Source organism: Asanoa sp. WMMD1127, assembly GCF_029626225.1.
In the GTDB taxonomy this organism is placed as follows: domain Bacteria; phylum Actinomycetota; class Actinomycetes; order Mycobacteriales; family Micromonosporaceae; genus Asanoa.
The window spans coordinates 6,214,053-6,240,081 of sequence record NZ_JARUBP010000001.1; the positions used below are offsets into that span (position 1 = coordinate 6,214,053).

23 protein-coding genes and 1 pseudogene are annotated in these 26,029 nt (G+C 73.8%); 14 read left to right on the top strand and 10 right to left on the bottom strand.

Going from position 1 to position 26,029, the window contains the following annotated elements:
• Positions 1 to 298: 298 nt before the first annotated feature.
• From O7635_RS29685 to O7635_RS29700, 4 genes and pseudogenes are all read left to right on the top strand, one after another.
• Positions 299 to 1,753: a hypothetical protein gene (locus O7635_RS29685; protein WP_278083793.1), complete on the top strand. Its 1,455-nt coding sequence runs from the start codon at positions 299 to 301 to the stop codon at positions 1,751 to 1,753.
• 550 nt (positions 1,754 to 2,303) lie between these two features.
• Positions 2,304 to 2,831, top strand: a complete 528-nt coding sequence (locus O7635_RS29690) for a 2'-5' RNA ligase family protein (protein ID WP_278083794.1) — start codon at positions 2,304 to 2,306, stop codon at positions 2,829 to 2,831.
• A gap of 54 nt (positions 2,832 to 2,885) precedes the next feature.
• Positions 2,886 to 5,408 (top strand): annotated as a pseudogene (locus O7635_RS29695) (DUF4118 domain-containing protein); the annotation flags it as partial.
• Positions 5,409 to 5,884: 476 nt separating this feature from the next.
• Positions 5,885 to 6,568 carry a response regulator gene (locus O7635_RS29700; protein ID WP_278083795.1) on the top strand — a complete coding sequence of 228 codons (684 nt, stop codon included), beginning with the start codon at positions 5,885 to 5,887 and terminating at the stop codon, positions 6,566 to 6,568.
• 12 nt (positions 6,569 to 6,580) lie between these two features.
• Here the strand turns inward: O7635_RS29700 and O7635_RS29705 are convergent, their stop codons facing one another.
• Both O7635_RS29705 and O7635_RS29710 read right to left on the bottom strand, forming a co-directional pair.
• Positions 6,581 to 7,075: a GNAT family N-acetyltransferase gene (locus O7635_RS29705; protein ID WP_278083796.1), complete on the bottom strand. Its 495-nt coding sequence runs from the start codon at positions 7,073 to 7,075 to the stop codon at positions 6,581 to 6,583.
• On the bottom strand, positions 7,075 to 7,722 hold the full coding sequence (locus O7635_RS29710; protein ID WP_278083797.1) for a DUF899 family protein: 648 nt from the start codon (positions 7,720 to 7,722) through the stop codon (positions 7,075 to 7,077). Before O7635_RS29710 ends, O7635_RS29705 begins: the two co-directional genes overlap by 1 nt.
• Positions 7,723 to 7,779: 57 nt before the next feature.
• Between O7635_RS29710 and O7635_RS29715 the strand changes: the two genes are divergently transcribed.
• From O7635_RS29715 to O7635_RS29725, 3 genes are read left to right on the top strand one after another with little or no spacing between them, the layout of a single operon-like run.
• Entirely contained in the window at positions 7,780 to 8,784 is a 1,005-nt protein-coding gene (locus O7635_RS29715) for a DUF4037 domain-containing protein (RefSeq protein ID WP_278083798.1), read from the top strand.
• A gap of 9 nt (positions 8,785 to 8,793) precedes the next feature.
• Complete coding sequence (locus O7635_RS29720) at positions 8,794 to 9,897, top strand: Xaa-Pro peptidase family protein (RefSeq protein ID WP_278083799.1); 1,104 nt, start codon at positions 8,794 to 8,796, stop codon at positions 9,895 to 9,897.
• Positions 9,894 to 11,036 (top strand): acyl-CoA dehydrogenase family protein, encoded by a 1,143-nt coding sequence (locus O7635_RS29725; protein ID WP_278083800.1) that lies wholly within the window; start codon positions 9,894 to 9,896, stop codon positions 11,034 to 11,036. Before O7635_RS29720 ends, O7635_RS29725 begins: the two co-directional genes overlap by 4 nt.
• Here O7635_RS29725 and O7635_RS29730 read toward each other — a convergent pair.
• Complete coding sequence (locus O7635_RS29730; protein WP_278083801.1) at positions 11,019 to 12,134, bottom strand: epoxide hydrolase; 1,116 nt, start codon at positions 12,132 to 12,134, stop codon at positions 11,019 to 11,021. The two genes, O7635_RS29725 and O7635_RS29730, sit on opposite strands and share 18 nt — an antisense overlap.
• 63 nt (positions 12,135 to 12,197) lie before the next feature.
• Here O7635_RS29730 and O7635_RS29735 point away from each other — a divergent pair, with 63 nt between their 5' ends.
• Both O7635_RS29735 and O7635_RS29740 read left to right on the top strand, forming a co-directional pair.
• Positions 12,198 to 13,163 carry a YafY family protein gene (locus O7635_RS29735; RefSeq protein WP_278083802.1) on the top strand — a complete coding sequence of 322 codons (966 nt, stop codon included), beginning with the start codon at positions 12,198 to 12,200 and terminating at the stop codon, positions 13,161 to 13,163.
• A gap of 9 nt (positions 13,164 to 13,172) precedes the next feature.
• The gene (locus O7635_RS29740) at positions 13,173 to 14,336 is read left to right on the top strand and encodes a DUF6596 domain-containing protein (protein ID WP_347405308.1); all 1,164 of its coding nucleotides are present in this window, start codon (positions 13,173 to 13,175) and stop codon (positions 14,334 to 14,336) included.
• 14 nt (positions 14,337 to 14,350) lie between these two features.
• On the opposite strand, the gene O7635_RS29745 is transcribed toward O7635_RS29740, so the two are convergent.
• The gene (locus O7635_RS29745; protein ID WP_278083803.1) at positions 14,351 to 14,701 is read right to left on the bottom strand and encodes a YciI family protein; all 351 of its coding nucleotides are present in this window, start codon (positions 14,699 to 14,701) and stop codon (positions 14,351 to 14,353) included.
• A gap of 105 nt (positions 14,702 to 14,806) precedes the next feature.
• Between O7635_RS29745 and O7635_RS29750 the strand changes: the two genes are divergently transcribed.
• Positions 14,807 to 15,277 (top strand): Lrp/AsnC family transcriptional regulator, encoded by a 471-nt coding sequence (locus tag O7635_RS29750; protein WP_278083804.1) that lies wholly within the window; start codon positions 14,807 to 14,809, stop codon positions 15,275 to 15,277.
• On the opposite strand, the gene O7635_RS29755 is transcribed toward O7635_RS29750, so the two are convergent.
• Entirely contained in the window at positions 15,249 to 15,821 is a 573-nt protein-coding gene (locus O7635_RS29755) for a histidine phosphatase family protein (RefSeq protein WP_278083805.1), read from the bottom strand. The two genes, O7635_RS29750 and O7635_RS29755, sit on opposite strands and share 29 nt — an antisense overlap.
• A 116-nt stretch (positions 15,822 to 15,937) precedes the next feature.
• Here O7635_RS29755 and def point away from each other — a divergent pair, with 116 nt between their 5' ends.
• Together def and O7635_RS29765 are read left to right on the top strand one after the other, a co-directional pair.
• On the top strand, positions 15,938 to 16,441 hold the full coding sequence (gene def / locus O7635_RS29760) for a peptide deformylase (RefSeq protein ID WP_278083806.1): 504 nt from the start codon (positions 15,938 to 15,940) through the stop codon (positions 16,439 to 16,441).
• Between the two features lie 165 nt (positions 16,442 to 16,606).
• Entirely contained in the window at positions 16,607 to 17,116 is a 510-nt protein-coding gene (locus O7635_RS29765) for a hypothetical protein (RefSeq protein WP_278083807.1), read from the top strand.
• Positions 17,117 to 17,128: 12 nt separating this feature from the next.
• Here the strand turns inward: O7635_RS29765 and O7635_RS29770 are convergent, their stop codons facing one another.
• Positions 17,129 to 17,776, bottom strand: coding sequence for a hypothetical protein (locus tag O7635_RS29770; RefSeq protein ID WP_278083808.1), 648 nt, complete (start codon positions 17,774 to 17,776; stop codon positions 17,129 to 17,131).
• Between the two features lie 42 nt (positions 17,777 to 17,818).
• Between O7635_RS29770 and O7635_RS29775 the strand changes: the two genes are divergently transcribed.
• Positions 17,819 to 18,832, top strand: a complete 1,014-nt coding sequence (locus tag O7635_RS29775; protein ID WP_278083809.1) for an arginase family protein — start codon at positions 17,819 to 17,821, stop codon at positions 18,830 to 18,832.
• Between the two features lie 140 nt (positions 18,833 to 18,972).
• The gene (locus O7635_RS29780) at positions 18,973 to 20,964 is read left to right on the top strand and encodes a sigma-70 family RNA polymerase sigma factor (RefSeq protein ID WP_278083810.1); all 1,992 of its coding nucleotides are present in this window, start codon (positions 18,973 to 18,975) and stop codon (positions 20,962 to 20,964) included.
• Here the strand turns inward: O7635_RS29780 and O7635_RS29785 are convergent.
• From O7635_RS29785 to O7635_RS29800, 4 genes are read right to left on the bottom strand one after another with little or no spacing between them, the layout of a single operon-like run.
• Positions 20,946 to 21,746: a hypothetical protein gene (locus O7635_RS29785; protein WP_278083811.1), complete on the bottom strand. Its 801-nt coding sequence runs from the start codon at positions 21,744 to 21,746 to the stop codon at positions 20,946 to 20,948. The two genes, O7635_RS29780 and O7635_RS29785, sit on opposite strands and share 19 nt — an antisense overlap.
• Positions 21,747 to 21,755: 9 nt before the next feature.
• Positions 21,756 to 22,880 (bottom strand): alanine racemase, encoded by a 1,125-nt coding sequence (locus O7635_RS29790; protein ID WP_278083812.1) that lies wholly within the window; start codon positions 22,878 to 22,880, stop codon positions 21,756 to 21,758.
• Complete coding sequence (locus tag O7635_RS29795; protein ID WP_278083813.1) at positions 22,870 to 24,462, bottom strand: IucA/IucC family protein; 1,593 nt, start codon at positions 24,460 to 24,462, stop codon at positions 22,870 to 22,872. Before O7635_RS29795 ends, O7635_RS29790 begins: the two co-directional genes overlap by 11 nt.
• Positions 24,459 to 25,874, bottom strand: coding sequence for an IucA/IucC family protein (locus O7635_RS29800; protein ID WP_278083814.1), 1,416 nt, complete (start codon positions 25,872 to 25,874; stop codon positions 24,459 to 24,461). The genes O7635_RS29795 and O7635_RS29800 overlap by 4 nt, the downstream gene beginning before the upstream one ends.
• Between the last annotated feature and the right edge of the window lie 155 nt (positions 25,875 to 26,029).

A 26,029-nucleotide genomic window follows, 5' to 3' on the forward strand; every position in this document is an offset into this window, starting at 1 on the left:
GCTGTAGTTGGATGAAGGGGCAGGGCTGGCGTACCGCGGCGAAGCATGGCCGTTGCTCCAGCGCTGAGCTTTGCGTCGGACGGAACCGCCTGCAGAACGGTGTCCGGTAGGGCTGTTGGTGGTGCGCCGCCGTGATCGAACGTACCCATGGCTGTCGGGCGGCGGTAGCGGCGTTTTTCGAGCCAGCGCACGGTTTCCCGGGCAATCGCGCGTCGCTATATCGATTCGTGACGTGCGGCGACGCCGGCGGCGGGGCGCGGGCGGTGCGCGTGTCGGTGGGGCGCGCGATGATGTGCCCGTGACTGAACCGAGCGGCGTGATCTTCCCGCCCACCACCAGCGGCACCGGCCTGACCTCGTCGTTGGGGCGGGCGGTGGTGGGCGACGCGCTGCGGGCTGTCGACCCGATCGGCGCGGCGGCGGCGCAGCGCGAGACCGACTGGCGACGGGGCTACCTGGTGCATTTCCGCCGCCTGGTCGAGGCCGGGCTGGGTGACGGCTCGGCGGCGCGGCGGATCGCGGCCGAAGGGCTGGCATCGGTCAACGAGCGCATGCGGTTCCGCACCGCCGACGGCGCCGTGAAGCCGCTGGCGGACGCGTTCGCGGGGCCGGTCGAGCCGCCGACGACGGCGACGGTGGGGGGCCAGGGGCGGGTCGACAAGGAGCTGACGTTGCCCTACCGTGGCGAGCGGCTACGTGGCGACGGCATCAAGCGGCGGCTCGATGCCTGGCTGGCGGCGGGCATCATCGAGCCGTCCTGTGCGGAGGCGGTCCGCACGGTGCAGGCCAACCCCGACTGGCTCGACCTCGGCGGCACGACGGTCGTGGCGCTGGGCGCCGGCGCCGAGATGGGTCCCGTCCCGTCGCTCCTGCGGTGGGGCAATCCGGTCGTGGCGGTCGACCTGGCGCGGCCGGCACTGTGGTCGCGGTTGATCGACACGGCGTCCAAATACGGCGGCCGCCTGCACGTCCCGGCCCTGAAAGGCGACGGTGACCTCGCCGAGCGGGCCGGCGCCGACCTGCTCCACGGCGTCGCAACCGTCGCCGCCTGGCTCGACGGCTTCGACGGCCGGTTGGTGCTGGGCAACTACGTCTACGCCGACGGTGCGATCAACGTGCGGCTCAGCACCGCGGTCGACGCGCTGACCGGGCACGTGCGGCAGTCCCGGCCCGACACGGCCCTGGCGTTCCTGGCGACGCCGACCGACGTCTTCGCGGTGCCGGGCGATGCGGTGGCGCACGCCGAGCGCGCCTACGGATCGCCGCAGGGGGTGGCCCGACTACGCCGGCCGCTACGGCTGCTGTCGGGCGGACGGATGCTGCGGCGGAACTACGCTCCGGGCGACGACCCGGGGATTTGCGATTCCCTGGTCGCGCAACAGGGCCCGAACTACGCCCTGTCCAAACGGATCCACCGTTGGCGGGCGACGGTGGCCCGCGCGGAGGGCGCGACGGTCAGCATGAACGTCGCGCCGCCGACCCGCACCCGGTCGGTGGTCAAGAACCGCGCGCTGGCGGCGGCCTACGCGGGCGCACACCGCTTCGGCGTCGAGGTCTTCGAGCCGGCCACGAGCAACACCCTGATGGCGGCGCTGCTGGTGCACGACCTGCGCAACCCACCTCGCCCGGCGGCCGAGGTGTGGCACGAGGAGGCGGAGTACGCGGCCCACGGCGGCCTGTGGCGCTGCGCCTACGCGCCTCGGAGCGCCCTGGGCATCGCCGCCCTGCTCGGCCTGGGAGCGGCCCGCGGCTGACTGCGCCGGCCGGGCCGCCGGCTCTGTCGGAAGGCTCGGCGGCGTGCGGGGACGGCCAGGGCGGACGGCGGCTTCGGTTAGAACGCGGCGGCAAGGCTGGGGTGGGACGGCAAACGGCGGACGGCGGCTTCGGTCAGAACGCGGCGGCAAGGCTGGGGTGGGACGGCAAACGGCGGACGGCGGCTTCGGTCAGAACGCGGCGGCAAGGTTGGGGCGGGACGGCAAACGGCGGCGGGCGTCTTGCGTGAGATAGCGGGGCGGACGGCGGCTTCGGTCAGAACACGGCGGCAAGGCTGGGGCCGGACCGCATGCGGGCATGGCGTTGCACCCTGTGAAACGCCATGCCCGCGAAGCGCCGCCGACCCGGCGGCACTTGCATGCGCATCAGCCAGTCGAGCTAGACGGCGCGTCTCCTAAACGAGCGGCGGTCTGGGCGGCGCGCGCTACCAGCCGGAACCATCATCCTAGGACGGTCTAGAGGGTGTGCGAGGTGGCATGGAAGGAGAGGGAGGTTCTTGATCTCTGCGACCGCGACACAGACACTTGCGGCGTGCAGGCGATCGAGACCGCGTTGATCGTGCCCGTGCCCGAGGCCGAAGAGGTGGTCGGGGAGCATCGGGCGCGGTTCGACACGGCCGCGCGCTGGGGAGTGCCGGCTCATGTGACCGTGCTCTACCCGTTCGTCGCGCCGGACGAGGTGACCGACGACGTGCTGGCTGCCGTCGCCGAGACGGTCGCCGCCCACCCACGGTTCGACGTCGAGTTCGCGCGCGTGAGCTGGTTCGGCGATCACGTCGCCTGGCTGGCGCCGCGCCCCGACCAGCCGTTCCGGGCGCTGACCGCCGCGCTGTGGGAGCGGTTTCCGCAGCACCCGCCGTACCGTGGGGAGTTCGACGACGTCGTGCCCCATCTGACGATCGGGCACGACGTGCCGGTCGATGACCTGCGGGCGGCGGCCGACGCGGTCAGCGCGAGCCTCCCACTACGGGCGAGAGCGCGCGAGGTCTGGCTCATGGTGGGCGCGCCGGAACCGGACGCCTGGCGCACCGCGGCACGCTTCACGTTGGGCGACACGTAGCGATCCCGTCAAGATCGGCCGCTGCGGCGCCGCGACGCGCGAATATGGAACGCGATGGCTCGTGGACAGTTGCGGATCTACCTCGGCGCCGCGCCCGGTGTCGGGAAGACGTTCGCCATGCTCGAGGAGGCGCAGCGGCGGGCCGGGCGGGGCACCGATCTGGTGATCGGGTTCGTCGAGACGCACGGGCGGCCGCACACGGCGGAGCTGCTCGACGATCTCGAGGCGATGCCGCGCCGGGAGATGGCGTACCGCGGCGCGCGGTTCACCGAGATGGACGTCGACGCGATCCTGCGCCGCAACCCGCAGGTCGCCGTCGTCGACGAGCTCGCGCACACCAACGTGCCCGGCTCCCGCAACGCGAAGCGCTGGCAGGACATCCAGGAGCTGCTCGACGCCGGGATCACCGTGCTGTCGACGGTCAACATCCAGCACCTCGAGTCGCTCAACGACGTCGTCGAGCAGATCACCGGGGTGGTGCAGAGAGAAACCGTTCCGGACTCGGTCGTACGCGGCGCGGACCAGGTCGAGCTCGTCGACATGACGCCCGAGGCGCTGCGGCGGCGGATGGCGCACGGCAACGTGTACCCGCCGGAGAAGGTCGACGCGGCGCTGGCCAACTACTTCCGCGTCGGCAACCTGACCGCGCTCCGGGAGCTCGCGCTGCTCTGGCTGGCGGACAAGGTCGACGAGCAGCTCGACCGCTACCGCGAGCAGCACGGCATCGGCACCACCTGGGAGGCCCGCGAACGCGTCGTGGTCGCGTTGACCGGCGGGCGCGAGGGGGAGACGCTGATCCGCCGCGCCGCCCGGATCGCCGCCCGCAGCAAGGGCGCCGACCTGCTGGCCGTGCACGTGTCGCGCAGCGACGGCCTCGTCGACGCCGACCCGGCCCTGCTGTCCCGGCAGCGGCTGCTGGTGGAGAGCCTCGGCGGCACGTACCACCAGGTCGTCGGCGCCGACGTGCCGCGCGCATTGCTCGACTTCGCCCGCGGTGTCAACGCCACGCAGCTCGTGCTCGGCGCCAGCCGGCGCGGCCGCGTCCAGCAGATCCTCTCCGCCGGCGTCGGCGTGACCACGACGGCGCTGTCCGGCGCGATCGACGTGCACCTGGTCACCCATGAGGAGGTCGGGGCCGGCCGGCGGCGGTGGCGCAGCGGCGGCGCGGCGCTGTCGCGGAGCCGGCGCGTCGCCGGGTACCTGGTCGCGCTCATCGGCCTGCCGGCGCTGACCGCGATCCTGGTGCCGTTCGTCGACGAGCTGTCGCTGGCCAGCGACATGATGCTCTTCCTGCTGTGGGTGATCGTGGTCGCGCTGATCGGCGGACGCCTGCCCGCTATCGCCGCCGCGGTGGCCGGGTTCCTGCTGCTCAACTACTTCTTCACGCCGCCGCTGCGACGCTTCACGATCAACGAGACGGAGAACGTGCTGGCGCTGATCGTGTTCGTCGCGGTGGCGATAGCGGTCAGTGCCGTCGTCGACACCGCCGCCACGCGGACCCGGGAGGCGGCGGCCGCGAGCGCCGACGCACAGACCCTGGCAACCGTGGCAGGAAGCGTGCTGCGCGGCGTACGCCCGCTGGAAGCCCTGTTGCGCCAACTGCGCGACATGTTCGGTCTGGAGTCGGTGGCGCTGCTGGAACGCGCGCCCGGCGCGGTCGACGTGCCGGACCTCCGTCGCGACCCGGCCGCGTGGCGCGTCGCCGCCGTCGACGGGGCAGAGCCGAGCCGAGCCCCGGCGGAGGGTACGAGCGACGTGCCGATCGGCGACGACCTCGCCCTCGTGCTGCGGGGGAGCACCCTGGAGGCCAGCGACCGCCGGATCGTCGAGGCGTTCGCGGCCCAGGCGGCGGTCGCGTTGCGCCAGGAGCGCCTGGCCGAGCAGGCGGCCGAGGCGCTCCCGCTGGCCGAGGCCGACCGGATGCGCACGGCGCTGCTCGCGGCGGTGAGCCACGACCTGCGTACGCCGCTCGCGTCCGCCAAGGCGGCGGTGACCAGTTTGCGCAGCGACGAGGTGGAGTTCTCGCCCGAGGACCGCGACGAGCTGCTGGCCACCGCCGACGAGTCGCTGGACCGGCTCGGACGGCTGGTCGCGAACCTGCTCGACATGAGTCGCCTGCAGGCCGGCGCGCTCGGGGTGGTGCCGGCGTCGCTGGGTTTGGAGGAGGCGGTGCCGCGGGCGCTGGACGAGATCGGCGCGGCCGCCGCCCCGGTGGTCCTGCGGATGCCGGACGACCTGCCGCTGGTGGTCGCGGACCCGGGCCTGCTGGAGCGGATCCTGGTCAACGTGATCGGCAACGCGATCCGGTTCAGCCCCGACGACCGGCCACCGAAGATCACGGCGAGCGACCACGCCGGCTGGGTCGAGCTGCGGGTGATCGACCGCGGCCCCGGCATCCCGGACACGGACCGCGACCGGGTGTTCCAGCCGTTCCAGCGGCTCGGCGACCGCACCAACCACGCGGGCGTCGGCCTCGGCCTGGCGCTGTCGCGCGGTTTGGCGGAGGCGATGGGTGGCTCGCTGGTGCCGGAGACGACACCGGGCGGCGGGCTGACGATGGTGCTGACCCTGCCGTCGACCGAGGCGTCGGTGGAACCGACGGAGACCCGCGCGACGGAGATCGCCGACCAGGCGATCCGGGAACGCCTACGGCGCTGGCCGCGCGACCCGCAGCCGATCCCGCGGCTCGGCCCGTCGGACCTGGAGCTTCGCGGACCTGGACCGGTCGACGGCGCCCCGGTGCCGGAACCGGTCCATCCGTCGCGGCTCGCAGACAGCGCCGCTGTCGACCGGAAGGGGCGCGACCCGGTCAACGGCGGCTCGCCGCCTCGGCTCACGGAAGACGACTCGGCCAACCGCCGGCCGCGTGACGCCGCCGCGACCACGGGCCAGGGCGCGCCGGGCAGTCACGTTCAAGGACGTGACCGGCCCCGGCGCGGCCACGGCGTCCGGCACGGCGGCGGTGGCGCGGGCGGCGCCGAGAGCGACCCGCGGAAGGCGGAAGGTGAACACATGAGCGAGGGCGACGAGCAGCCGCCGAACGGTGGTGTGCGGTGACGCGGATCCTGGTCGTCGACGACGAGCCGCAGATCCTGCGGGCCATGCGGATCAATCTGCGGGCCCGCGACTACGACGTGGACGTCGCCGCCGATGGTGGGACGGCGTTGAAGGCCGCCGCGGCCCGGCCGCCCGATCTCGTCGTGCTCGATCTCGGCCTTCCCGACATGGAGGGCACCGATGTGATCCGCGGGCTCCGCGGGTGGACCGCCGTGCCGATCATCGTGCTGTCCGGCCGCGCGGACAGTGCCGACAAGGTGGCCGCGCTCGACGCCGGGGCGGACGACTACGTGACCAAGCCGTTCGGGGTCGACGAGCTGCTCGCCCGGATCCGGGCCGTCACCCGGCGGATGGGCGCCACCAGTGACGCCGCGCCGGTGATCAAGGTGGGTGCGTTCACCGTCGACCTGGCGGCGCGGACCGTCGACCCGCCCGACGGGGCCGGCGAGGTGCGGCTCACCCCGACCGAGTGGCATCTGCTGGAGATCCTCCTGCGCAACCCCGGCAAGCTGGTCAGCCAGCGCCAGCTGCTCCAGGACGTCTGGGGGCCGCAGTACCAGACCGAGACCAACTACCTCCGCCAGTACATGGCTCAGCTCCGGCGCAAGCTCGAGGTCGACCCCGGCCACCCGCGGCACCTGCTGACCGAACCGGGGATGGGTTACCGCTTCCAACCCTGAGCTGCGGCAGGGTCACCGCAGGGATTTGACCAGCATCGTGATCGTCTCGGGGACCCAGCGCTTGACGCCGTCCCTGCCGACCCAGTCGTACCCCGTCGAGATCAGGCCGTGGGGCCACTCGCCGTAGCCGAGCCGCTCGTACAGCCGTCGCGCGCCTGGGTTGTCGACCGCCACGCCGAGCGCGATCCTCGCGTGCTCGCGGGAGCGGGCCAGCGACTCGGCCGCCCCGATGAGCGACGTGCCGAACCCGCGGTTGCGCAGCACCGACACCACCTCGAGGTGGACCAGCACCGGCACCCCGCCGAGGTGCTCATTGACCTCGCGCTCCGGCACCGGCGACAACGCCACCCACACGTCGGCGACCGGCGAGCCGTCGAGGCACCCGACGAGCAGCACCCCCTCGCCGCGGGACTGCGCGGCGAGCTTGGCGGCGAAGAACTCCCGTTGCCCGAGCAGCGCGACCAGACCGTCCACATGGGACGCGGCACCACGGGCGACGGTGAACATCAGTACTCGTCGTGCAGGCGCCACCAGGAGTACGGCTCCGTCTGCGGCCAGCCCAGCGGCGAGTCCTCCCAGCTCTCCTGCCGCCCGTACGGCGTGAGGTCGAGGATGTTGAAGTCGAAGCGCAGCCGGTCGACGCCGCGGTCGCTGGTGAGGTAGGTCTGGTAAGCGTCGACGCCGTCGGTGACGAACACGGCCAGCGCGAAGCCCCGCCCGGCCCCGATGTCGGCGCTGAACGTGGTGCCGCGCGACGAGTAGACCGGCACCGTCCACTCCATCCGCGTCCGCACCGACCGGAGCTGGTCCAACGGCATGTCGGAGACGACGGCGTACGAGGTGCCGCGCGCGTGCAGGTGCTCGAGCCGCCCGACGTTGTCGGTGAAGCTGGCGCAGCCGGAGCAGATGTCGTCGGGGCCGTTGTCCATGAACTGGTAGACGACGAGCTGGTCGCGACCCTCGAACAGGTCCCGCAAACTCGCTTTCCCGTCGGGCCCGTCGAACGCATAATCGGCCGGCATCCGCACCATCGGCAGCCGTCGTCGCTGGGCGGCCAGGTCGTCCAGCGCCCGGGTCGCCTCCTTCTCCTTGACCAGGAGCGCGTCACGGGCGGTCTGCCACTGTGCGCGGGACACGACTTCGGGGAGCGCCATCGCCTCGTCCTCTCGTCACCGACAGTGATCGTCTCCAGCCTAACCCGGGAGGGGCGCATGGGGTTCACACCCGGCATCGACGTCAGTCGCAGGTTGTACGCGGAGCTGGTAGCGCCGGCCCTGACCGCCCTGCCGCACGCGGCCGGCCGCGTCGACAGCGGCTCGGACGTGCTCGGCTTCGACACGGAGCGTTCCATGGACCACGACTGGGGCCCGCGCCTGCAGGTCTTCGTCGCCGACCGGGCCGCCCGGGTGATCGCAGAGAACGCCATCGTCCTGCCGCCCACCTTCCACGGCATCCCCACCTCCGGCGGCGGCGAGCAGATCGGCGTCAAGGTCGAGATCCTCGCCGACTACCTGGTGCCGCTGCGCACGGAGAGCGCCGGCGACTGGCTCGCCCTGCCGACCCAGCGCCTGGCCGAGTTCACCGGCGGCGCCGTCTTCCACGACGACCTGGGCCTCGACGCGGCCCGGCGACGCCTGCGCTGGTACCCGGACGACGTCTGGCGGCACGTCCTGGCGGCCCAGTGGACCCGGATCGACCAGGAGGAGCCGTTCGTCGGCCGCTGCGGGGAGCTGGGTGACGACCTGGGCAGCCGGATCGTCGCCGCCCGCCTCGCCCGCGACCTGATGCGGCTGTTCCTGCTCCTGGAGCGCCGCTATCCGCCGTACGCCAAATGGATCGGCACCGCCTTCGCCCGCCTCGAGAACGGCCCGCACGAGGCGCTCGCCGGCGCCCTGGCCGCGGCCGACTGGCGCGACCGCGAGCGCCACCTGGTCGCCGCCGCCAGCGCGGCGGGGGAGCGCACCAACGAGGTCTTCGGGACGACCGTCGACCCCGCCCCGCGCCCGTTCCACGACCGGCCGATCATGGTGGTCGGCGGGGCCCGGTTCGCCGAAGCGCTCGTCGCCACCATCGCCGATCCGGCGCTGCGGGCCCGGCCCTTGACGGGCGCCGTGGACCAGTGGGTCGACAGCACGGACGTGTTGTCGCATGTCGGACGCGCCCGGGCCGCGGCGCGCGGGCTCGACGGGGCCGAAAGCCGCCCGAACGACCGTTAAGCTAGGGGCGTGCTCAGTGCGGAGCTCTACCCACCCGAGCGGCTCGTGGCCGCCCAGCGCGCGACGGCCGCGGTCGGCCTCGACGCGCTGCTCGTCACACCGGGCTCCGACCTGCGCTACCTCACCGGCTACGACGCCCACGCCCAGGAGCGGTTGACCTGCCTGGTGCTGCCCGCCCGCGGCGAGCCCACCCTGATCGTCCCGACGCTGGAACGCCCGGCCGCCGAGACGGCGACGACGAACGTGCGGATCGTCGACCACCCCGACGGCGCCGACCCGTTCCCGCTGGTGGCGCGGGCCCTCGACGGCGACCCCAGCGTGGTGGCGCTCAGCGATCGGATGTGGGCCGCGCACGTGCTCGGCCTGCGGGCCGCCCTCCCCGGCGCCGAGCAGCGGCTGGCCGGCGACGTGCTCGGTGAGCTGCGGATGCGCAAGTCACCGGCCGAGGTCGAGGCGCTGCGGGCGGCCGGCGCCGCCATCGACGCGGTGCACGCCCGGATGGGCGAGTGGCTGCGCCCGGGCCGCACCGAGCGCGAGGTCGGCGTCGACATCGCCGACGCGATCCTGGCCGCCGGCCACGCCACCGTCGACTTCGTCATCGTCGCGTCCGGGCCCAACGGGGCGAGCCCGCACCACGCCACCGCCGACCGGGTGATCGGGCCCGGTGACCCGGTGGTGGTCGACATCGGCGGCACGATGCCGTCCGGCTACTGCTCCGACTCGACCCGCACCTATGTGGTCGGTCGCCCGGCGCCCGACATGGCCGAGCTCTACGCGGTGCTGCACACCGCCCAGCGCGCCGCCGTCGAGGCCGTGCGGCCGGGTGTGACGTGCGCGCAGGTCGACGCCGCGGCCCGGGAGGTGATCGCCGACGCCGGCTACGGTCCGGCGTTCCTGCACCGCACCGGGCACGGGATCGGTCTAGACGGCCACGAGGAGCCCTACATCGTGGCGGGCAACGATCGTCCCCTGGAGCCCGGCATGGCGTTCTCGATCGAGCCGGGCATCTACCTCGCGGGCCGCCACGGCGCCCGCATCGAAGACATCGTCGTCTGCACCGACGGGGGCGCGGACGTCCTCAACACCACACCCACGGAGCTGGCCGAACTATGACCATCGACCGCGTCCTGCCCACCGAAGAGGCCGGAGACCTCCTCGACCTCGCCACCGAGATCGCCGACCGCGAGCTCGCGCCGAAGGCCGCCGACTACGAGGCCCGCCGCGAGTTCCCGCGCGAGCTGGTCCGCACCATCGGCCGGGCCGGGCTGCTCGGCCTGCCCTACCCCGAGGAGATGGGGGGCGGCGGGCAGCCGTACGAGGTCTATCTGCAGGTCCTGGAGATCCTCGCCTCCCGCTGGCTGGTCGCCGCCGAGGCGGTCAGCGTGCACACCCTGGCCTGCTACCCGGTGGCCTCCGCCGGCAGCGAGCAGCTGCGCAAGCTGCTGCCCGACATGCTCGGCGGCGAGCTGCTGGGTGGCTACTGCCTCTCGGAGCCGCAGGGTGGCTCCGACGCGGCGGCGATGACCACGCGGGCGCGGCGCGACGGCGACGCCTACGTCATCGAAGGCACCAAGGCGTGGATCACCCACGCCCACGACGCCGACTTCTTCAACGTGTTCGCCCGCACCGGCGGCCCCGGCGCCCGGGGCATCTCGTGCCTGCTCGTCGACGCGAGCACGCCCGGCATCGTGCCGCAGGCCCCGGAGCGCACGATGGGCCTGCACGCCTCGCCGATCTCCCAGATCGCGTTCGACGGCGCGCGCGTGTCCGCGGACCGGCTCGTCGGCGACGAGGGCACCGGCTTCGGCATCGCGATGCGGGCCCTCGACTCCGGCCGGCTCGGCATCGCCGCCTGCGCCGTCGGCCTGGCCCAGGCGGCCCTCGACTACGCGGCCGGCTACGCCCGGGAGCGGGAGCAGTTCGGCACGCCGATCATCGACTTCCAGGGCCTGGGCTTCATGCTGGCCGACATGGCCACCCAGGTCTCCGCCGCCCGCGCGCTGACCCTGTCGGCGGCCCGGCTGCGGGACCACGGCCGCCCCTACTCGGTCGAGGCGGCCAAGGCCAAGCTGTTCGCCACCGACGTCGCGATGAAGGTGACCACCGACGCCGTCCAGGTGCTCGGCGGCTACGGCTACGTCGCCGACCACCCGGTGGAGCGCTACATGCGCGAGGCCAAGGTGCTGCAGATCGTCGAGGGCACCAACCAGATCCAGCGCCTGGTCATCTCCCGGTCACTGGCGAAGGGCTGAGAAGAAGGCGACGATGTCGGCCGCGTGCGCGGCCGGCTGCTCCATCGCCACGAAGTGGTTGCCGGGGTTCCCCTGCGGCCAGTGCGTGATCGTGTTGTCCCGCTCGGCGAGCCTGCGCATGAGTGGGGAGCCGCCCCCGTAAACGCCCGACGGGACCGCCTTCTGCCCCTGCGGCCAAGCGAAACCGCCACCCGGCGCGAGCGTCAGCAGGTCGTACATCGGCCACGACGACGTGCCCGCCGTGCCGGTGAACCACCACAGGCTGGCGTTGGTCAGCATCAGGTCGCGGTCGATCACCTGGTCGGGGGTCTCGGCCATGAACGCGAACTCCTTGAACTTGTGCGTCAGCCAGGCCAGCAGGCCGACGGGGGAGTCGGTCCAGGCGTACGCGAACGTCTGCGGCGCCGCCCGCAGCAGCGCGTGATGGTCGACGCCGCCGGCCATCCACTCCTGCATCTGTTCCCACTCGACCCGCTCCGGCTCCGTCATCGAGGGCACGTCGGCCTCGGTCGGGAAGCCGAACCCGCCGTCGATGTGCACGCCGACCACGTGGTCCGGCGCGACCCGGGCCACCGCCGGCGCGACGTAGGCGCCGAGGTCGCCGCCCTGCGTGCCGTAGCGGTCGTAGCCGAGCCGGCGCATCAGCTCCGCCCACATCCGCCCGACCCGCTCCACGGTGAACCCGGTCTCCGCCGGCGCGGCCGAGAAGCCGAACCCGGGCACCGACGGCACGACCACGTGGAAGCCCGCGCCGGTGAGCCGCCCGATCAGGTCGGTGAACTCCACGAACGAGTTGGGCCACCCATGGGTCAGCAGCAGCGGCAACCCGTCGGAGGCCGCTTCGGAGCGCGCGTGCAGGAAGTGCACCGTGAGCCCGTCGATCTCCGTCACGAACTGCGGGAACTCGTTGAGCCGGGCCTCGTGGGCGCGCCAGTCGTACGTCGTCGCCCAGTGATCCGCGAGGCCGCGCAGGTAGTCGACCGGCACGCCGCGGCTCCACCCGTCGCCGGGCAGCTGCCGCGGCCAGCGGGTCCGGGTGAGCCGGTCGCGCAGGTCGTCGAGGTCGGCTTGCGGGATGTCGATCCGGAAAGGCGTCATGCGGGCCACGCTACGGACCCAGTAGGTCAGTTCCTGTCACATATGGCTGGCATTCTGGCGGACATGGCGAACACCCCGGCGCGGCTGCTGACCCTGCTGTCGCTGTTGCAGACCCCGCGCGAGTGGCCCGGCGGCGAGCTCGCCGACCGGCTGGGCGTCAGCCTGCGCACCGTCCGCCGCGACGTCGACCGGCTGCGTGAGCTCGGTTACCCGGTGCGGGCGACGATGGGCGCGGTCGGCGGCTACCGCCTCGTCTCGGGCAAGGCGATGCCGCCGCTGCTGCTCGACGACGAGGAGGCGGTGGCGATCGCCGTGGGCCTGCGCAGCGCCGCCTCGCACGCGGTCACCGGCATCGACGAGGCCGCGGTGCGCGCCCTGGCCAAGCTCGAGCAGGTGCTCCCGGCCCGGCTGCGACACCGGGTCGGCGCGCTCGGCCGGGCCACCGAGCCACTGCTGGCCTGGTCCCCGCCGACGGTCGACCCGGCCCGGCTGAGCGACCTCGCGGCGGCCATCGGCGGCGGCGACCGGCTGCGGTTCACCTATCGCCGCCACGACGGCGCCGACGCGGAACGCCACGCCGACCCGCACAAGCTCGTCTCGGCCGGGCGGCGCTGGTACCTGGTCGCCTACGACCTCGACCGCGCCGACTGGCGGGTCTTCCGCGTCGACCGGATCACCGACGTCAACCCCACCGGGTCCCGGGCCACGCCGCGCGAGCTGCCGGCGGCCGACGCGGCCGCGTACGTCACCGGCAAGCTCACCGAGTTCACCCCCGTCCACCGGGCCGTGGCGACGCTGCACGCCCCGATCGAGCGGCTGGCCGGCCGCGTCGGCGACTCGCCCGCCGACCTGACCGCGATCGACGCCGACACCTGCCTGCTGCGCGGCCACTCCGACACCCTCGAATACCTGGCCTGGCGGCTGCTCACCCTCGGCTGCGCGTTCGAGGTGCACGAGCCGCCGGAGCTGATCGCCTACCTGGCCGAGATCGGCGACCGGGCCACCCACGCGGCCGGCCGGGCGGTCTAGCCTCGGAGCGTGGTCGACGCAGCCGGCGCCCTGGACGCGGTCTGGCGGACCGACGCGCCCGGGATGCGGGCGGTGCTGGCCCGCCGCCTCGGCGACCTCGACCGGGCGGAGGAGGCCCTGCAGGACGCGGTGTCGGAGGCGCTGCGGCGCTGGCCGGCCGAGGGCGTCCCCGACCGGCCCGCCGGCTGGCTGGTCACCACCGCCTGGCGCAAGGCCCTCGACGCGCTGCGCCGCGAGGCCACCGGCCGTGCGAAGGCCGCCCAGCTGGCCCTGGAACCGCCGGCCGAGCCGACCGGCGACGACCGCCTGGCCATGATCTTCGCGTGCTGCCATCCGGCGCTGAGCGAGCCGTCGCAGGTGGCGCTGACCCTGTCGGCCGTCAGCGGCCTGGCCACCGAGGAGATCGCCGCCGCCTACCTCGTGCCGACCTCGACGATGGCCCAGCGCCTCGTGCGGGCCAAGCGCGCCCTGCGCGGCGCGACCTTCGAAGCGCGCCCGGATCGGCTGTCGGCCGTGCTCGCCACGGTCTACCTCGTCTTCAACCAGGGCTACGACGCGGCCCGGCGCGACCTCGCCCGCGAAGGGCTCGACCTGGCCCGGCAGCTCGCCGACCTGCTCCCCGCCGAGCCCGAGGCGGCCGGCCTGGCCGCGCTGCTGACCCTGCACGAGGCCCGGGCCGCGACCCGCGTCGACGACGCCGGCCGCCTGGTGCTGCTGCCCGACCAGGACCGGTCCCGGTGGGACCGCGCCATGATCGCCGACGGGGTACGCCGCCTCGGCCGCGCCGCCGCCCTCGACGCACCGGGCCCCTACCAGCTGCAGGCCGCCATCGCCGCCCAGCACGCCCTCGCGCCGTCCTGGGCGGCGACCGACTGGACCGCCGTCCGCGGCCTCTACGACCGGCTGCTCACCCTGACCCCGTCGCCGGTGGTGGCGCTGTCCCGGGCGGTCGCCACGGGCTTCGTCGAGGGCCCCGGAGCCGCCCTGGCCGAGGTCGACGGCCTGGCCGAGCGGCTCGCCGGCTACCGCATGTGGCCCGCCACCCGGGCCGACCTGCTGGTCAAGCTCGGCCGGCGCGACGAGGCGGCGCAGGCCACCCGGCGCGCGCTGGCGCTGGCCACCAACGACGCCGAGCGCGACCTGCTGCGCCGCCGCCTCGCCGACCTGACCTGACCTGACCTGACCGGCTAGCGCCCCGTGGTGGGCCGGACCTCGACCTGGTCGCCGACCGCCTCGATGCCCGGCCAGGTCGCGGCGCAGGCGACGGCCTCGTCCATCGAGTCGGCCTCCAGCAGCATGAAGCCGCCGACCACGTCCTTGAGCTCGATGTAGGGCCCGTCGGTGACCATGGCCTTGCCGTCGGCGCCCCGGCGGACCGTCTTCGCGGTGGCCACGGGCTGCAGCTCCGCGCCGCCCTGGATGACCACGCCCGCGGCGTGCCACTTCTCCCACCACGCGCCGACGGTCGCCATCAGCTCCTCGACGTGCTCGCCCTCCCAGTTCGACTCGGGGCCGCAGATCATCATCACGTACCGCATGTGTTCACCTTTCCTGCCTCGTACGGCGTTGTCGTGGGGATGACGAACGGCGCCGTGTCGGGATCGACATCGCCGCGCCGCCGGCCGACCGGTATTTTCACTGCCGTGGAGGACATCGACCGCGCCATCGTCGCAGCCCTGACCGCCGACGGCCGGCTGTCCTACACCGACCTCGCCGAACGGGTGGGGCTCTCGGTGTCGGCGGTGCACCAGCGGGTCCGCCGGCTCGAGCAGCGGGGAGTGATCCACGGTTACACGGCCAAGGTCGCCTACGACGCGATCGACCTGCCCCTGGCCGCATTCGTGGCGATCCGGCCGTTCGACCCGTCACAGCCCGACGACGCCCCCGAGCGGCTGGCGCACATCCCGGAGATCGAGTCGTGCTACTCGGTCGCCGGCGACGACTTCTACCTGCTGCTGGTACGCGTGGCCGGGCCGGCCGACCTCGAACGGGTGCTGCAGGAGATCCGGACCGCGGCCAACGTCACGCACCGCACGACGGTGGTGCTGTCGACGCCGTACGAGGGACGCCCCCCGAAGGTGTCGCTCAGCGACCCGAGTTCCACTGCAGGATGACCCGCGTGCCGTGCTCGAAGCCGAGCACGGAGATCGTGGCGGTGTCGAGCTTGAGCAGCCCGCCGCCCTCGGGGCCGAGCCCGATCCAGCGTGCGCCGACCACGCGCAGGGTGTGGCCGTGGCCGACCAGCGCCACGTCGCCCTGGTCGAGCAGCTTGGCGGCCTTGGCGAGGACCCGGTCGACGCGCGCGCCGACCTGGGGCGGGGTCTCGCCCTCGGGCGCGCCGTCGGTCCACAGCGACCACGTCGGGTCGTACCTCTCGTGGATCTCCTTCGAGGTGATGCCCTCGTAGCGGCCGTAGTTCCACTCCGCGAGGTCGTCGTCGATCTCGGTGATCCGCAGGCCGGCGAGCTCCGCGGTGCGCACGGCCCGTTCCCGCGGTGAGCTGATCACCGCCGCGAACGCGCGGTCCTCGAGCCGGGCGCCGAGCTCGGCGGCCTGCCGTTCGCCGGTCGGGGTCAGCTCGATGTCGCTGTAGGAGGTGTGCTGCCCGCTGGCGCTCCACTCGGTCTGCCCGTGCCGCACGAGGACGATCTCCGCCATGCGTCCATCCAACCGGTTCCGCTCCGCTCCCGCTGGACGAACCATCATCCTAGGACGGCTTAGGGGGTGTGCGCCGGGCCGAAGATCGACCGGCGGCGGGGGATAGGGTTCGGCCCATGACCGTTCGCCCGATCCGGATCATCGGAGACGCGGTGCTGCGCGCCGAGTGCGACCCCGTCCGCGCGTTCGACGCCGAGCTGCGGGCGCTGGTCACGGACCTGATGGACACGCTGCTGGGCGTGCCGGGGCGCGCGGGCGTCGCCGCCAACCAGATCGGCGTCGCGGCTCAGGTCTTCGTCTACGACGCCGAGGGCCGGCGCGGGCATGTGGTCAATCCGTCGATCACGGTGTCGGAGGAGCTCCAGGAGGGCGACGAGGGCTGTCTGTCCATCCCGGAGCTGTACTTCGCGACCCCACGCGCCATGCACGCGACGGTGACCGGCTTCGACCAGCACGGCGAGCCGCTCACGGTGTCGGGCAGCGGCTTCCTGGCGCGGGCGCTGCAGCACGAGACGGACCATCTGGCGGGCAAGCTGTTCGTCGACGGGTTACGCGGCCAGACGCGCCGCGAGGCGCTACGCGAGATCCGCTCCGCGCCCTGGGCGCGCCGCGCTACCTGACGCGCGGACCACACCGCACCCTGACGGCGCAGATCTCCCCGCCGCGGACCTCGCTACCGCGGCTGAGCCGCTGGGCGCGGCCGGAGGCGTGGTGCTCCCTGATCGGGTGACGGACGGGCCGGGAAGCGAGCCCGGCTGCTTCACCCTCTCTCTGTCATGTCCGGTTTGAGCACGAGCGATCGGTTGGCGCTGGTCGGGATTCTCGTCGCCGCGGCGGCGATCGTCACCGGGATGTACGCGACCCGGCGCTGGGGCACCCGCCGGCGGACGATCACGCTGGACTGCGTCAGCACGCCGTTGATCTCGTCGCAGCTCGGGGCGATGGGGCGGGACCTGCTCAAGGTCACCTACCGCGACATCGAGGTGATGGACCCGCATCTCGTGCAGATCCGGATCAGGAACGTGGGGCCCAGCGACGTGGCGAGCGCCCATTTCGACGGGGAGACGCCGCTGACCGTCGAGCTGAGCTGCCGCGTGCTCGGCGTGACGAATCCGGGGCCGGTGCCGGCGGGTGTGACGTCGATGGGGGCGCAGGGGCACATCACGTTCCGGCCGGGGCTGTTGCGCCGCAACGAGGAGTGGGTCCTCGGCGTGCTGGTCGAGGGCAACCCGCGGCCCGAGATGGTCAGCTCGCTGATCGACACCGACGTGATCGTGCGGGCGGGTGGTCGCTGACGGAGCGGCGCCTCAGGTGGTGGTCCACTGTGCGCCGACGTGGGTGCGGGTCGCCGTCTCGCCGGGCGTCAGGTCGAGCACGTCGAGCAGCGTCGGGTCGGCGTCGAGGGCGTGGTAGAGGTGGCCGATCTTGCCGGTGCTGGCGGCCGCGTCGGTGGTGCCGATGAGCTGCCACAGCTCGTCGTCGGCGTCGTGGGTGACGAGCAGGACCGGTTCGCGGCGTTCGAACACCTCGAGCGTCTGGATGCAGTTGGTGCCGAGCACCCAGTGCCGCATCCACCAGGCGCGGCGGTCGCGTTCCATGACGCGGTCGACGACGAACCAGATGAACGGCAGGTCCTCGTGGGCGCGGGCCTCGTCAGCGGTGAGGTCGGGGCCGCCTTCAGGCACGCTCTCGAAGGGCTCGTCGGTCAGGGCGTACGCGATCTGTCCGCCGTTGTCGAACACCCGCGCGTGGAACGTGCCGCCGCCCGGGTTGCCCGCGCCGATGCCGACGGTCAGCCAGCCGGCGTGCGGGTCGGCGCCGGTGGTCCAGCCGAACGCGTAGGACGCGAGCTCGCCCTGGGGTCCGACGAACTCACCGAACGCGCGCCGGTCCATGCCGGTGGCCGCGGCGTCGGGTCCCTCGAGGAGCCGGCCTTCCACCACTTGGATCTTCACGCGGCCCACCCTAGGGTCTGCCCGGCCGATACGCTGCCCGGGGTGACGATCATTCGCGTTCCGTTCCATCAGGACGAGCGGCTGCCCGACGACAGTGTCCCGGTGGGCGGTGAGACGGTCGAGCCGGCGCTGCCGGACGGCGCCATCTGGGAGCGGCTGACCGCGTTGCACGACGCGGTCGCCGACCGTGTGGCGCGGCAGATCCGGGCCGGCGCGGTGCCGACGGTGGTGTCGGGCGACTGCCTGGTCGCGCTGGGCACGGTGGCCGGCGTGCAGCGGGCCGGCGTCGACCCGGGCCTGGTGTGGTTCGACGCGCACGGCGACGTCCACACGCTCGACACGACGACGTCGGGCTACCTCGGCGGCCTGTCGCTGCGGTTGGCCCTGGGGGCGCACCCGGACCTGGTGGCCGGACCGCTCGGCCTGCGGCCCGTCGAGCGCGCCCTCCTGGTCGGCGCCCGGGACCTGGACCCGGCGGAGGTCGCCTACCTGTCCGGCGACACCGCGCCCGCGGTGCGTGCTGTCGACGACCTGGGCGCCCGGCCGCGAGACCGGGAGGCTGCGGCGCCCATCGTGGACGACCTCGGCGCGTTGCCGCGACGCTCGGACGGCGATGTCCCGGCGGCGCCGATCGTGGACGACCTGGGCGCGTTGCCGCGAGGCTCGGACGGGGATGTCCCGGCGGCGCCCGTCGTGGCCGACCTGGGCGCGTTGCCGGATGGTCCGTTGGTGTTGCACGTCGACGACCTGGGCGCGTTGCCGCGAGGCTCGGACGGGGATGTCCCGGCGGCGCCCGTCGTGGCCGACCTGGGCGCGTTGCCGGATGGTCCGTTGGTGTTGCACGTCGACGTCGACGTGATTGACGACGCCGAGCTGCCCGGCCTGCTCTTCCCGGCTCCCGACGGCCCGTCGGCGGCCGCGGTGCACGAGGCGATGCGGCGCATCCTGGCTACCGGCCGGGTCGTCGCCCTCGACATCGCCTGCCCGTGGCATCCCGCCCCGACGGCCGAGATCCAGGCCGCCCGCCGAGACCTCCTCGCCACCCTTACGTCCTAGGACGCTTTACGGAGTGTGCTGCCGGTCGCGATGACAAGCCAGGCCCCGACAAACAGCAGGGGTGCCTTAAATCTGTTATCCGGCGGTCGCCCCGGTCGTCTCCTGTGCGCCACGATGAGGCGGCTTCGAGGAGAGGTGCGATGCGCGAAGGGTACGAGCAGGCGTTGGTGTCCGCTGCTCGCGACGGTGATCCGCGGGCGGTCGACCGGCTGGTGGCGGAGTACCTGCCGCTGGTCTACAACGTCGTCGGTCGCGCGCTCGACGGGCACGCCGACGTCGACGACGTCGTGCAGGAGACGATGCTGCGCTGTGTCACCGGTCTGCGTCAGCTGCGCGACCCGGCGCGGTTCCGGGCGTGGCTGGTCGCGATCGCGGTGCGGCAGGTGCGCGACCGCCAGGCGGACCCCTACCGGGCGCGGCAGGCCGGCCACCTCGGCTACCCCGGCGACCATGACGTCAGCGACCCGGGCGCGGACTTCGCCGACCTGACGATCCTGCGGCTGGAGCTGTCCGGGCAGCGGCGCGAGGTGGCCGAGGCGACCCGCTGGCTTGACGCGGACGACCGCGAGCTGCTGTCGCTGTGGTGGCTCGAGGCGTCCGGCGAGCTGACCCGCGACGACCTGGCGCAGTCGCTGGGGCTGTCGAACCAACACGCGGCGGTACGCGTCCAGCGCATGAAGGCCACCCTCGACACCGCCCGGATCGTGGTGCGGGCCCTGGCTGCCCGGCCACGCTGCGCGGAGCTGGCCGACGTGCTCGCCGGCTGGTCGGGCCGGCCGGACGCGTTGTGGCGCAAGCGGCTGGCCCGGCACGTCCGCGAGTGCCCGCACTGTGGTGTGGCGGTGGGGCAGCTGGTGGCAGCGGAGCGGCTGCTCGCCGGCATCGGCCTGGTCGCTCCGGCGGCGGGGCTGGTGGCGGCGATGGTCAGCGCCGCTGGTGGCGCGATCGCCGGAGGAGCGGTCGGCAGCGCGGCGGGCGCCGCCTGGAACGGTGCGACCGGCTCGGCCACGGGCGCCTGGAGCACCACGACGGCCGTGCCAGGCGCCGGAACCGCTCAGCTCGGCGGGGTGGCGGCCACGGGAGCCGGCGGGCCCGGGAGCGTGGGCACCGCGGCCAAGGGTGCGGCGTGGGTGTTGAAGGGTGTCGCGATCAGCAAGCCGGTCGCGGCCGCGGTCGCCACGGTGGCGGTCGCCGCCGCGGCCGTGGTCACGTTCGGTGTCGTGCGGAGCGGGGACCCGGTTCCGGCCGCGGCGGTGTTGCCTCCTGCGGCCTCGAGCGCCCCGCCGCGCGTATCCCCTGATGCGACGCCGCCGCCGACGGCGTCGCCGTCGGCGGCGGTCTCGCCCACCGCGAAGCCGTCCCCGAAGAAGAAGCCCGTGGCGCCGTTGCCGCCGACGCGTAAGACGGCGAAGAAGGGCGCGGCGGTGTGGGACTTCCCGGCGGTGAACGCGGGTCTGAAGGCGGTCGGGGCGTCCTGGTACTACAACTGGGGGGCCGACAACGACCGGATGCCGGCGTCGGGGGTCGAGTTCGTGCCGATGATCTGGGGCACGGCGAACGTCACGGACGCGACCCTCGCCAAGGCGAAGCGGGAGGGTGACACGCTGCTCGGGTTCAACGAGCCCGACATGGCGGAGCAGTCCAACATGACGCCGGGCAAGGCGCTGGAGCTGTGGCCGCGGCTGCAGGCGACGGGGATGCGGTTGGGCAGCCCGTCGGTGGCGTTCGGGGCGGCGGACAGCGGGAAGTGGCTGGACCAGTTCATGGCGGGCGCGAAGCAGAGGGGCTACCGGGTCGACTTCATCACGCTGCACTGGTACGGCGGTGACTTCTCGTCGGCGGCGGTCGGGCACCTGAAGGGCTACCTGCAGCAGGTGTACGCGAAGTACAAGCTGCCGATCTGGTTGACGGAGTTCGCGTTGATCCGGTTCGACGGTTCGGGGGCGTCGTATCCGAGTGACGCGCAGCAGGCGGCGTTCATCGAAGGTGCGACGGACATGCTGCAGGGCCTGTCGTACGTGGAGCGTTATTCGTGGTTCGGTCTGCCGTCGGCGGGTGACAGCCGGACGGGTCTCTACAAGGAGAACGGCACGTTGACGCCGATGGGCAGCGCCTACCGGGCGGCGGGCTGATCGGCGAGCAGGTGTTCGTAGGGGAAGCCGTCGACGAGCTCGGCGCGGTGGGCTGACAGGTCGCGGAGCCGGGCCTCGATGTGGGCGAGGTCGACGAGGTCCGGTGCGGCGCTGTGGCGCAGTTTGAGGCGTTGGCCGATGGCGGCGCCGGCGAGGTCCTCGGCGAGGCGGTCGGCGGGTACGCCGCAGGTGGTGCGGTGTTCGGCGAGGCGGACGCGTTCGAAGACGTAGCCGCCTTCGCGGAGTTGGAGCCAGGCCCAGCCTTCGGCGGGTCCGCCGGTCCAGCGGACGCGGATGCCGCGGATGATGGGGTCGAAGAGCTGGCGGGCGGCGTACGCGTCGACGGCGGCGGCGCGGGCGACGGAGGAGAGGTCGTTGACGTAGCCGGTGCGGCCGTCGGGGAGGCGGCCGACGATGTCGCGGTAGCCGCCGGTGCCGTCGTCGGCGCCGAACGCGCGGGCGTCGAGGATGTAGTGCAGGATCTGCGCGCCGTGGTCGGCGGCGGTCAGGGTGGGTGAGGTGACGCGCAGGAACGGCAGGCCGACGGCGTCGCAGACGGCGGCGGTCATCCGGGCGGCGCGCTGGTTGGCGGTGTCGTCGGTGATGAACAGCGCGAAGTCGGGCTGGTCGGTGGCGGCGTCGGTGACGAGGTGGTCGACGACGACGGCGCTGGCGGTGTTCCACTGGCCGGCGGTGACGCCGGTGGGTTTGCGGCCGATCACCTGGCCGAGGCGGCGTCCGGTGTGGACGCGGCGGCCGCCGCGCAGGTTGGATGGCGTCACGGGCCGACGCTAACCCACGGCGGGCAGGACGGTCACTTCCGGGTACGGGTGACGGAGGAAGTCGTGGTGGGAGATGTCCCACCCGTAGGCGCCGGTGCGGGCGTAGACGAGCACGTCGCCGACGCGGAGCCGGTCGACGTGCTGGCCGCGGGTGAGGACGTCGCGTGGGGTGCAGAGCTCGCCGGTGGCGTCGACGGGGACGTCGGTTACCTCCGGACGGGGGAACGGGTGGGGCCAGTCGTCGACGGCGTGGATCGTGAACGGGTGGCTGTAGCCCCAGGCGGCGGGTAGCCGGAAGTGGTGGGTGCCGCCGCGCAGGACGGCGAACCAGCGGCCGTGGTTGCGTTTGAGGTCGATGACTTCGGCGGCGTACCAGCCGGCGTCGGCGGTGATCCACCGTCCGGGTTCGACGGTGACCGGTGTGCGGATCGTGCGCAGGGCGGTGAGGTCGAACCGCTGGTCGCCGGTGTAGTCGATGCCGAGGCCGCCGCCGACGTTGACGTAGGTGAGGTCGATGCCCAGTCGCGCGGCGGCGGCGGTCGACCAGCGCACGGCGTCGTCGATGAAGGCGGCGTGGGCGGCGGCGTCGAGGTTGTTGGAGACGGCGTGCAGGTGGAAGCCGCTGATCGGCAGGTCGCGGGGCAGGGTGTCGAGGTCGTCCTCGGCGATGCCGAACGGGGTGGGTGTGCCGGTCATGCGGTGGCTGCCGCTGGGGGTGTCGGCGGCCCGGTTGACGCGCAGGGCGACCCTGGTGGGCCGGCCGGCGGCGAGGTGGGTGAGGCGGCGCAGCTCGTGGGCGCTCTCGACGTGGATCATCGCGCCGGCGGTGACGGCGGCGGCGAGCTCGTCGTCGGTCTTGGCGGGGCCGGCGAACGCGATGGTCCTGGCGCCGGCGGCTTGGGCGAGGGCGAGCTCGCCGCCGGAGGCGACCTCGAGGCCGTCGGCGTGGGCGGCGATGGCGCGCAGCAGGTCGGGGTTGCCGTTGGCCTTGACGGCGTAGAGGACCTGGGTGCCGGCAGGCAGCGCGGCGCGCAGGGCTGCGATGCGGTCGATGGCGACGGTGGGGTCGTAGACGTAGGCGCAGACCGGGCGGCGGGCGGCGCGCAGGGCGGCGGCGACCGGTTCAGGGACCATGGAGCGGATTCTGCACGGCGACGTAGCGGTCGCCGTCGCCGGCCAGCCGCATCCGGACCAGAGCCTTGTGCGGGACGGTACGGGCGGTCAGGGCGGCGTGGTCGGCCCGGGCGGCGGCGCTGGTGGCGGGGTCGCGCAGGAGTGGCTCGTACGCCTCGTCCAGGGCTTCGCGGATCTCCTGCCAGGCGCGGTCCTCGTCGAGGTCGTGGGAGCGGGTGAGGCGCACGACGATCTCACCGAGGTGGGCCTGCAGGGCGGTGTAGCCGAGCTTGGCCCGCATGACGTCGACGTCGGTGGTGGCGACGACGGAGCCGGGCCAGAGGGTCGGCGGGTCGGCCAGCCGCGGCAGGTGCAGGCGCAGGCCGGCGAAGTCGCGGAAGACGATGCGGTGCGGGCGACCGGCGACGAAGGTGGGCAGGCAGTTCTGCAGGTGGGCTTCGAGGGCGATGCCGTGCCGGGCGGCGAGGGTGACCAGGGGCGGCAGGAGCAGCCGGGCGTACGCGGAGACGAAGCGGAGGGCGTTGTCCGGTCCCGCGGGGACGAGGTGGTCGAGGGTGTCGCCGGCGGTGAGGCCGCCGCCGGGTATCGCGGTCTCCCCGTCGCTGAGGTGGCGGTCGAGGCCGTCGCGCAGGATCGCGGACCCGTCGCGGCCCTGTCCGGCGGTGAGCGCCGCCCCGTGGGTCTCGGCCAGGAGGACCACGGTCGGCTGGTCGGCGAGGAGCCGGTGCAGCAGGGTCGAGATGGCGGGGCCGTTGCGGGTGCTGGCGGTGGAGATGCTGCGCCGGGTCGAGGTGACCTGGATGTCGAGGGAGAGCTTGAGGTAGCGGCGGTGGCCGTCGCGGGCGGGTGGGAGCAGCAGGGTGCGCACGGCGGCGGTGGGCGCGGCGTCGAGGGCGCCGTCGAGGTCCCGGAGGCGGCCGTCCGCGTAGAGGTCGGCGTAGCGGGTGCGCAGGACGGTGTCGCGCTGCCACCGGTGGACGGGCACGACGGCGTGGCCGGCCGGTGTGTCGTAGAGGTCGGCGAGGGTCGCGCCGAGGTCGTCGCCGACGTGCAGGTCGGGGTGCACGGCGACGAACACGACGGTGGTGGCGCCGGCCTCGACGTCGTGGTGGAGGGTGTCGGCGGTGTCCCAGCCCAGGCGGGTGCGGCCGCACGGGTGCAGGTTGTGCCCGTCGACGGCGAGCCGCTCGTACGCCAGGGCAAGCCCGTCCGGATCGTCGCCGGCATCGGGTGGTGGCTGCCGGCGGGCGTACGCGAGGGCGAGGTTGACCGTCGCGTCGGTGAGCTCCTCGGCGAGCTGGCGTCCGCCGGGCAGGCCGGGCGGCAGCAGCTCGGCGGGGCCGGTGGGCGGCTCGTCGAGCTTGTCGACCTCGAGCCGGTCGAAGCCGTGGCGGCGGCCGCGGCCCGCGAACCGTTCCCGGGCGTCGCCGATGTTCTCCCGGTAGAGGGCGCCGGCGAGGCGGCGACCGACGGTGGTGGCGGCGCGCGGCAGGGCGGCCCGGAACGGCGCGACCAGTTCGGGCGCGACGCGGTTGAGGCGGCCGGCGGTGTGCCGGGCGGCGGTGTCGAGGTCTGTGCTCACCGGTGCTCCGTCAGCGGGTTCGGTACGTGGGCCCAGCGCGGTTCGAGCGGGTCGTCGGCGAGGCGCATGGTGGTGGTGGCCTTGATCGGCAGGGTGTCGCGGCGGGTGAGCTGTTCCCCCGCGGTCGTGGCGGCCGCCGCCCACAGCTCGGTGGGCGGGGTGGCGGTGCAGTCGGCGAGGGTGGCGACGAGTTGGCCGAGGACGACGGTGAGAGCCGCGAGCACGGTCGTCTCCGGCTCGTCAGGGGTGGCGGCGGCGATGTCGCCGTGCAGGGGCGGCGCGTCGGTGAGCCGGCGGGGGTCGATGCGGATGCCGCCGACGTCGCGGTAGAAGAGGGTGGCCGGGCGGCCGTGGTCGAGGGTGACGAGGGTGTTCTGGCCGTGCGCTTCGAGGCCGACGCCCCGCTGCAGCAGGCGCATCGGGCCGGTGACGAGCAACCGGGTCAGGTCGGCGAGGAACGGTCTCGGGTCGCCGCGGTAGGCGAGGCGGACCGCTTCCCGGGCGATCGGGGCGCCGTCGGCCGGTGATGGCGCGGACAGGGCGGCGACCGGGATGGCGCGCGGCGGCGGGGCCTGGCGGTGGACGACGGCGAGGCGGCGGTCCGGGCGGCCGTCGGTGCGGACGGCGCCGGCGGCGTGCTCCCGCAGGATCACCATGTCGTCGGTGAGGTCGGCGAGGAATGCGGTCAGGGTCGGTCCGTTTTCGACGGCGGCCGCGGAGACGGTGCGCACGGCGCTGGTCAGCTGCGCGTCGACGGCGGTTTTCAGGTGCAGGGCGGGTTGGTCGAGCGGGGCGAGGGTGCGCAGCGACATCAGCGGGCGGGCGCGGGTGGTGCCGGTCGGGCGCAGGTCCTGTCGTTCGTCGAGGACCCTTCGCGCCTGCCAGGGATGGAGGTGGAGCACGGGTGGGAGGCCCTTGCCGGTGGTGTGCCAGCGGTCGGCGGGCACGGCCACCTCGACGAGATCGACGACCGGGCGGTGCTCTGGCGCGTAGGCGAGGACGTCTTGCGTGTCCATGCCTGAGCGGGTGCGGCAGCCGGGGTGCAGGGGGTGGCCGTCGACGACGAGCTGCTCCCAGTGCGGCGGGCGCGGGCGGGTGATGACGGGTGGGCCCCCGTCGGGGCGGGGCTGGGTGGCGTGGGCCAGGGCGAGGTTGGCGACGCTGTTGTCGACCTCGGCGGCGAACCGGTCGTGGCCCATGGCGCGCAGCAGGGCGGCCGGGTCGGCGTACCCCTTGGGCGCGTGGAGGTTTTCGCGGTCGATGCCGGTGGTGAGGCGGCGCATGACGGCCGCGCGGGCCGCGGGGAGCTCACGCTGGAACGCGGGATGCAGGTCGGGGCGGTGGCGTGCGAGCCATCGCGCGGTTGCCGACGGGTCGGGCCCGCCGAGGGGCGCCGCCGTCGTGCCACTCACGGAGCCCAGCCTACTAAGGGAAGCCTTACCTAGCCCGTGGGGGCCGTGGCGTGTCGCCCGGTTCAGCGGTCGCGCGACCGTCGCACGTAGATGCCCGCCATCCCGATCAGGATGAACACGAGCGCGGCGCAGACCAGGACCTTGAAGATCACGCG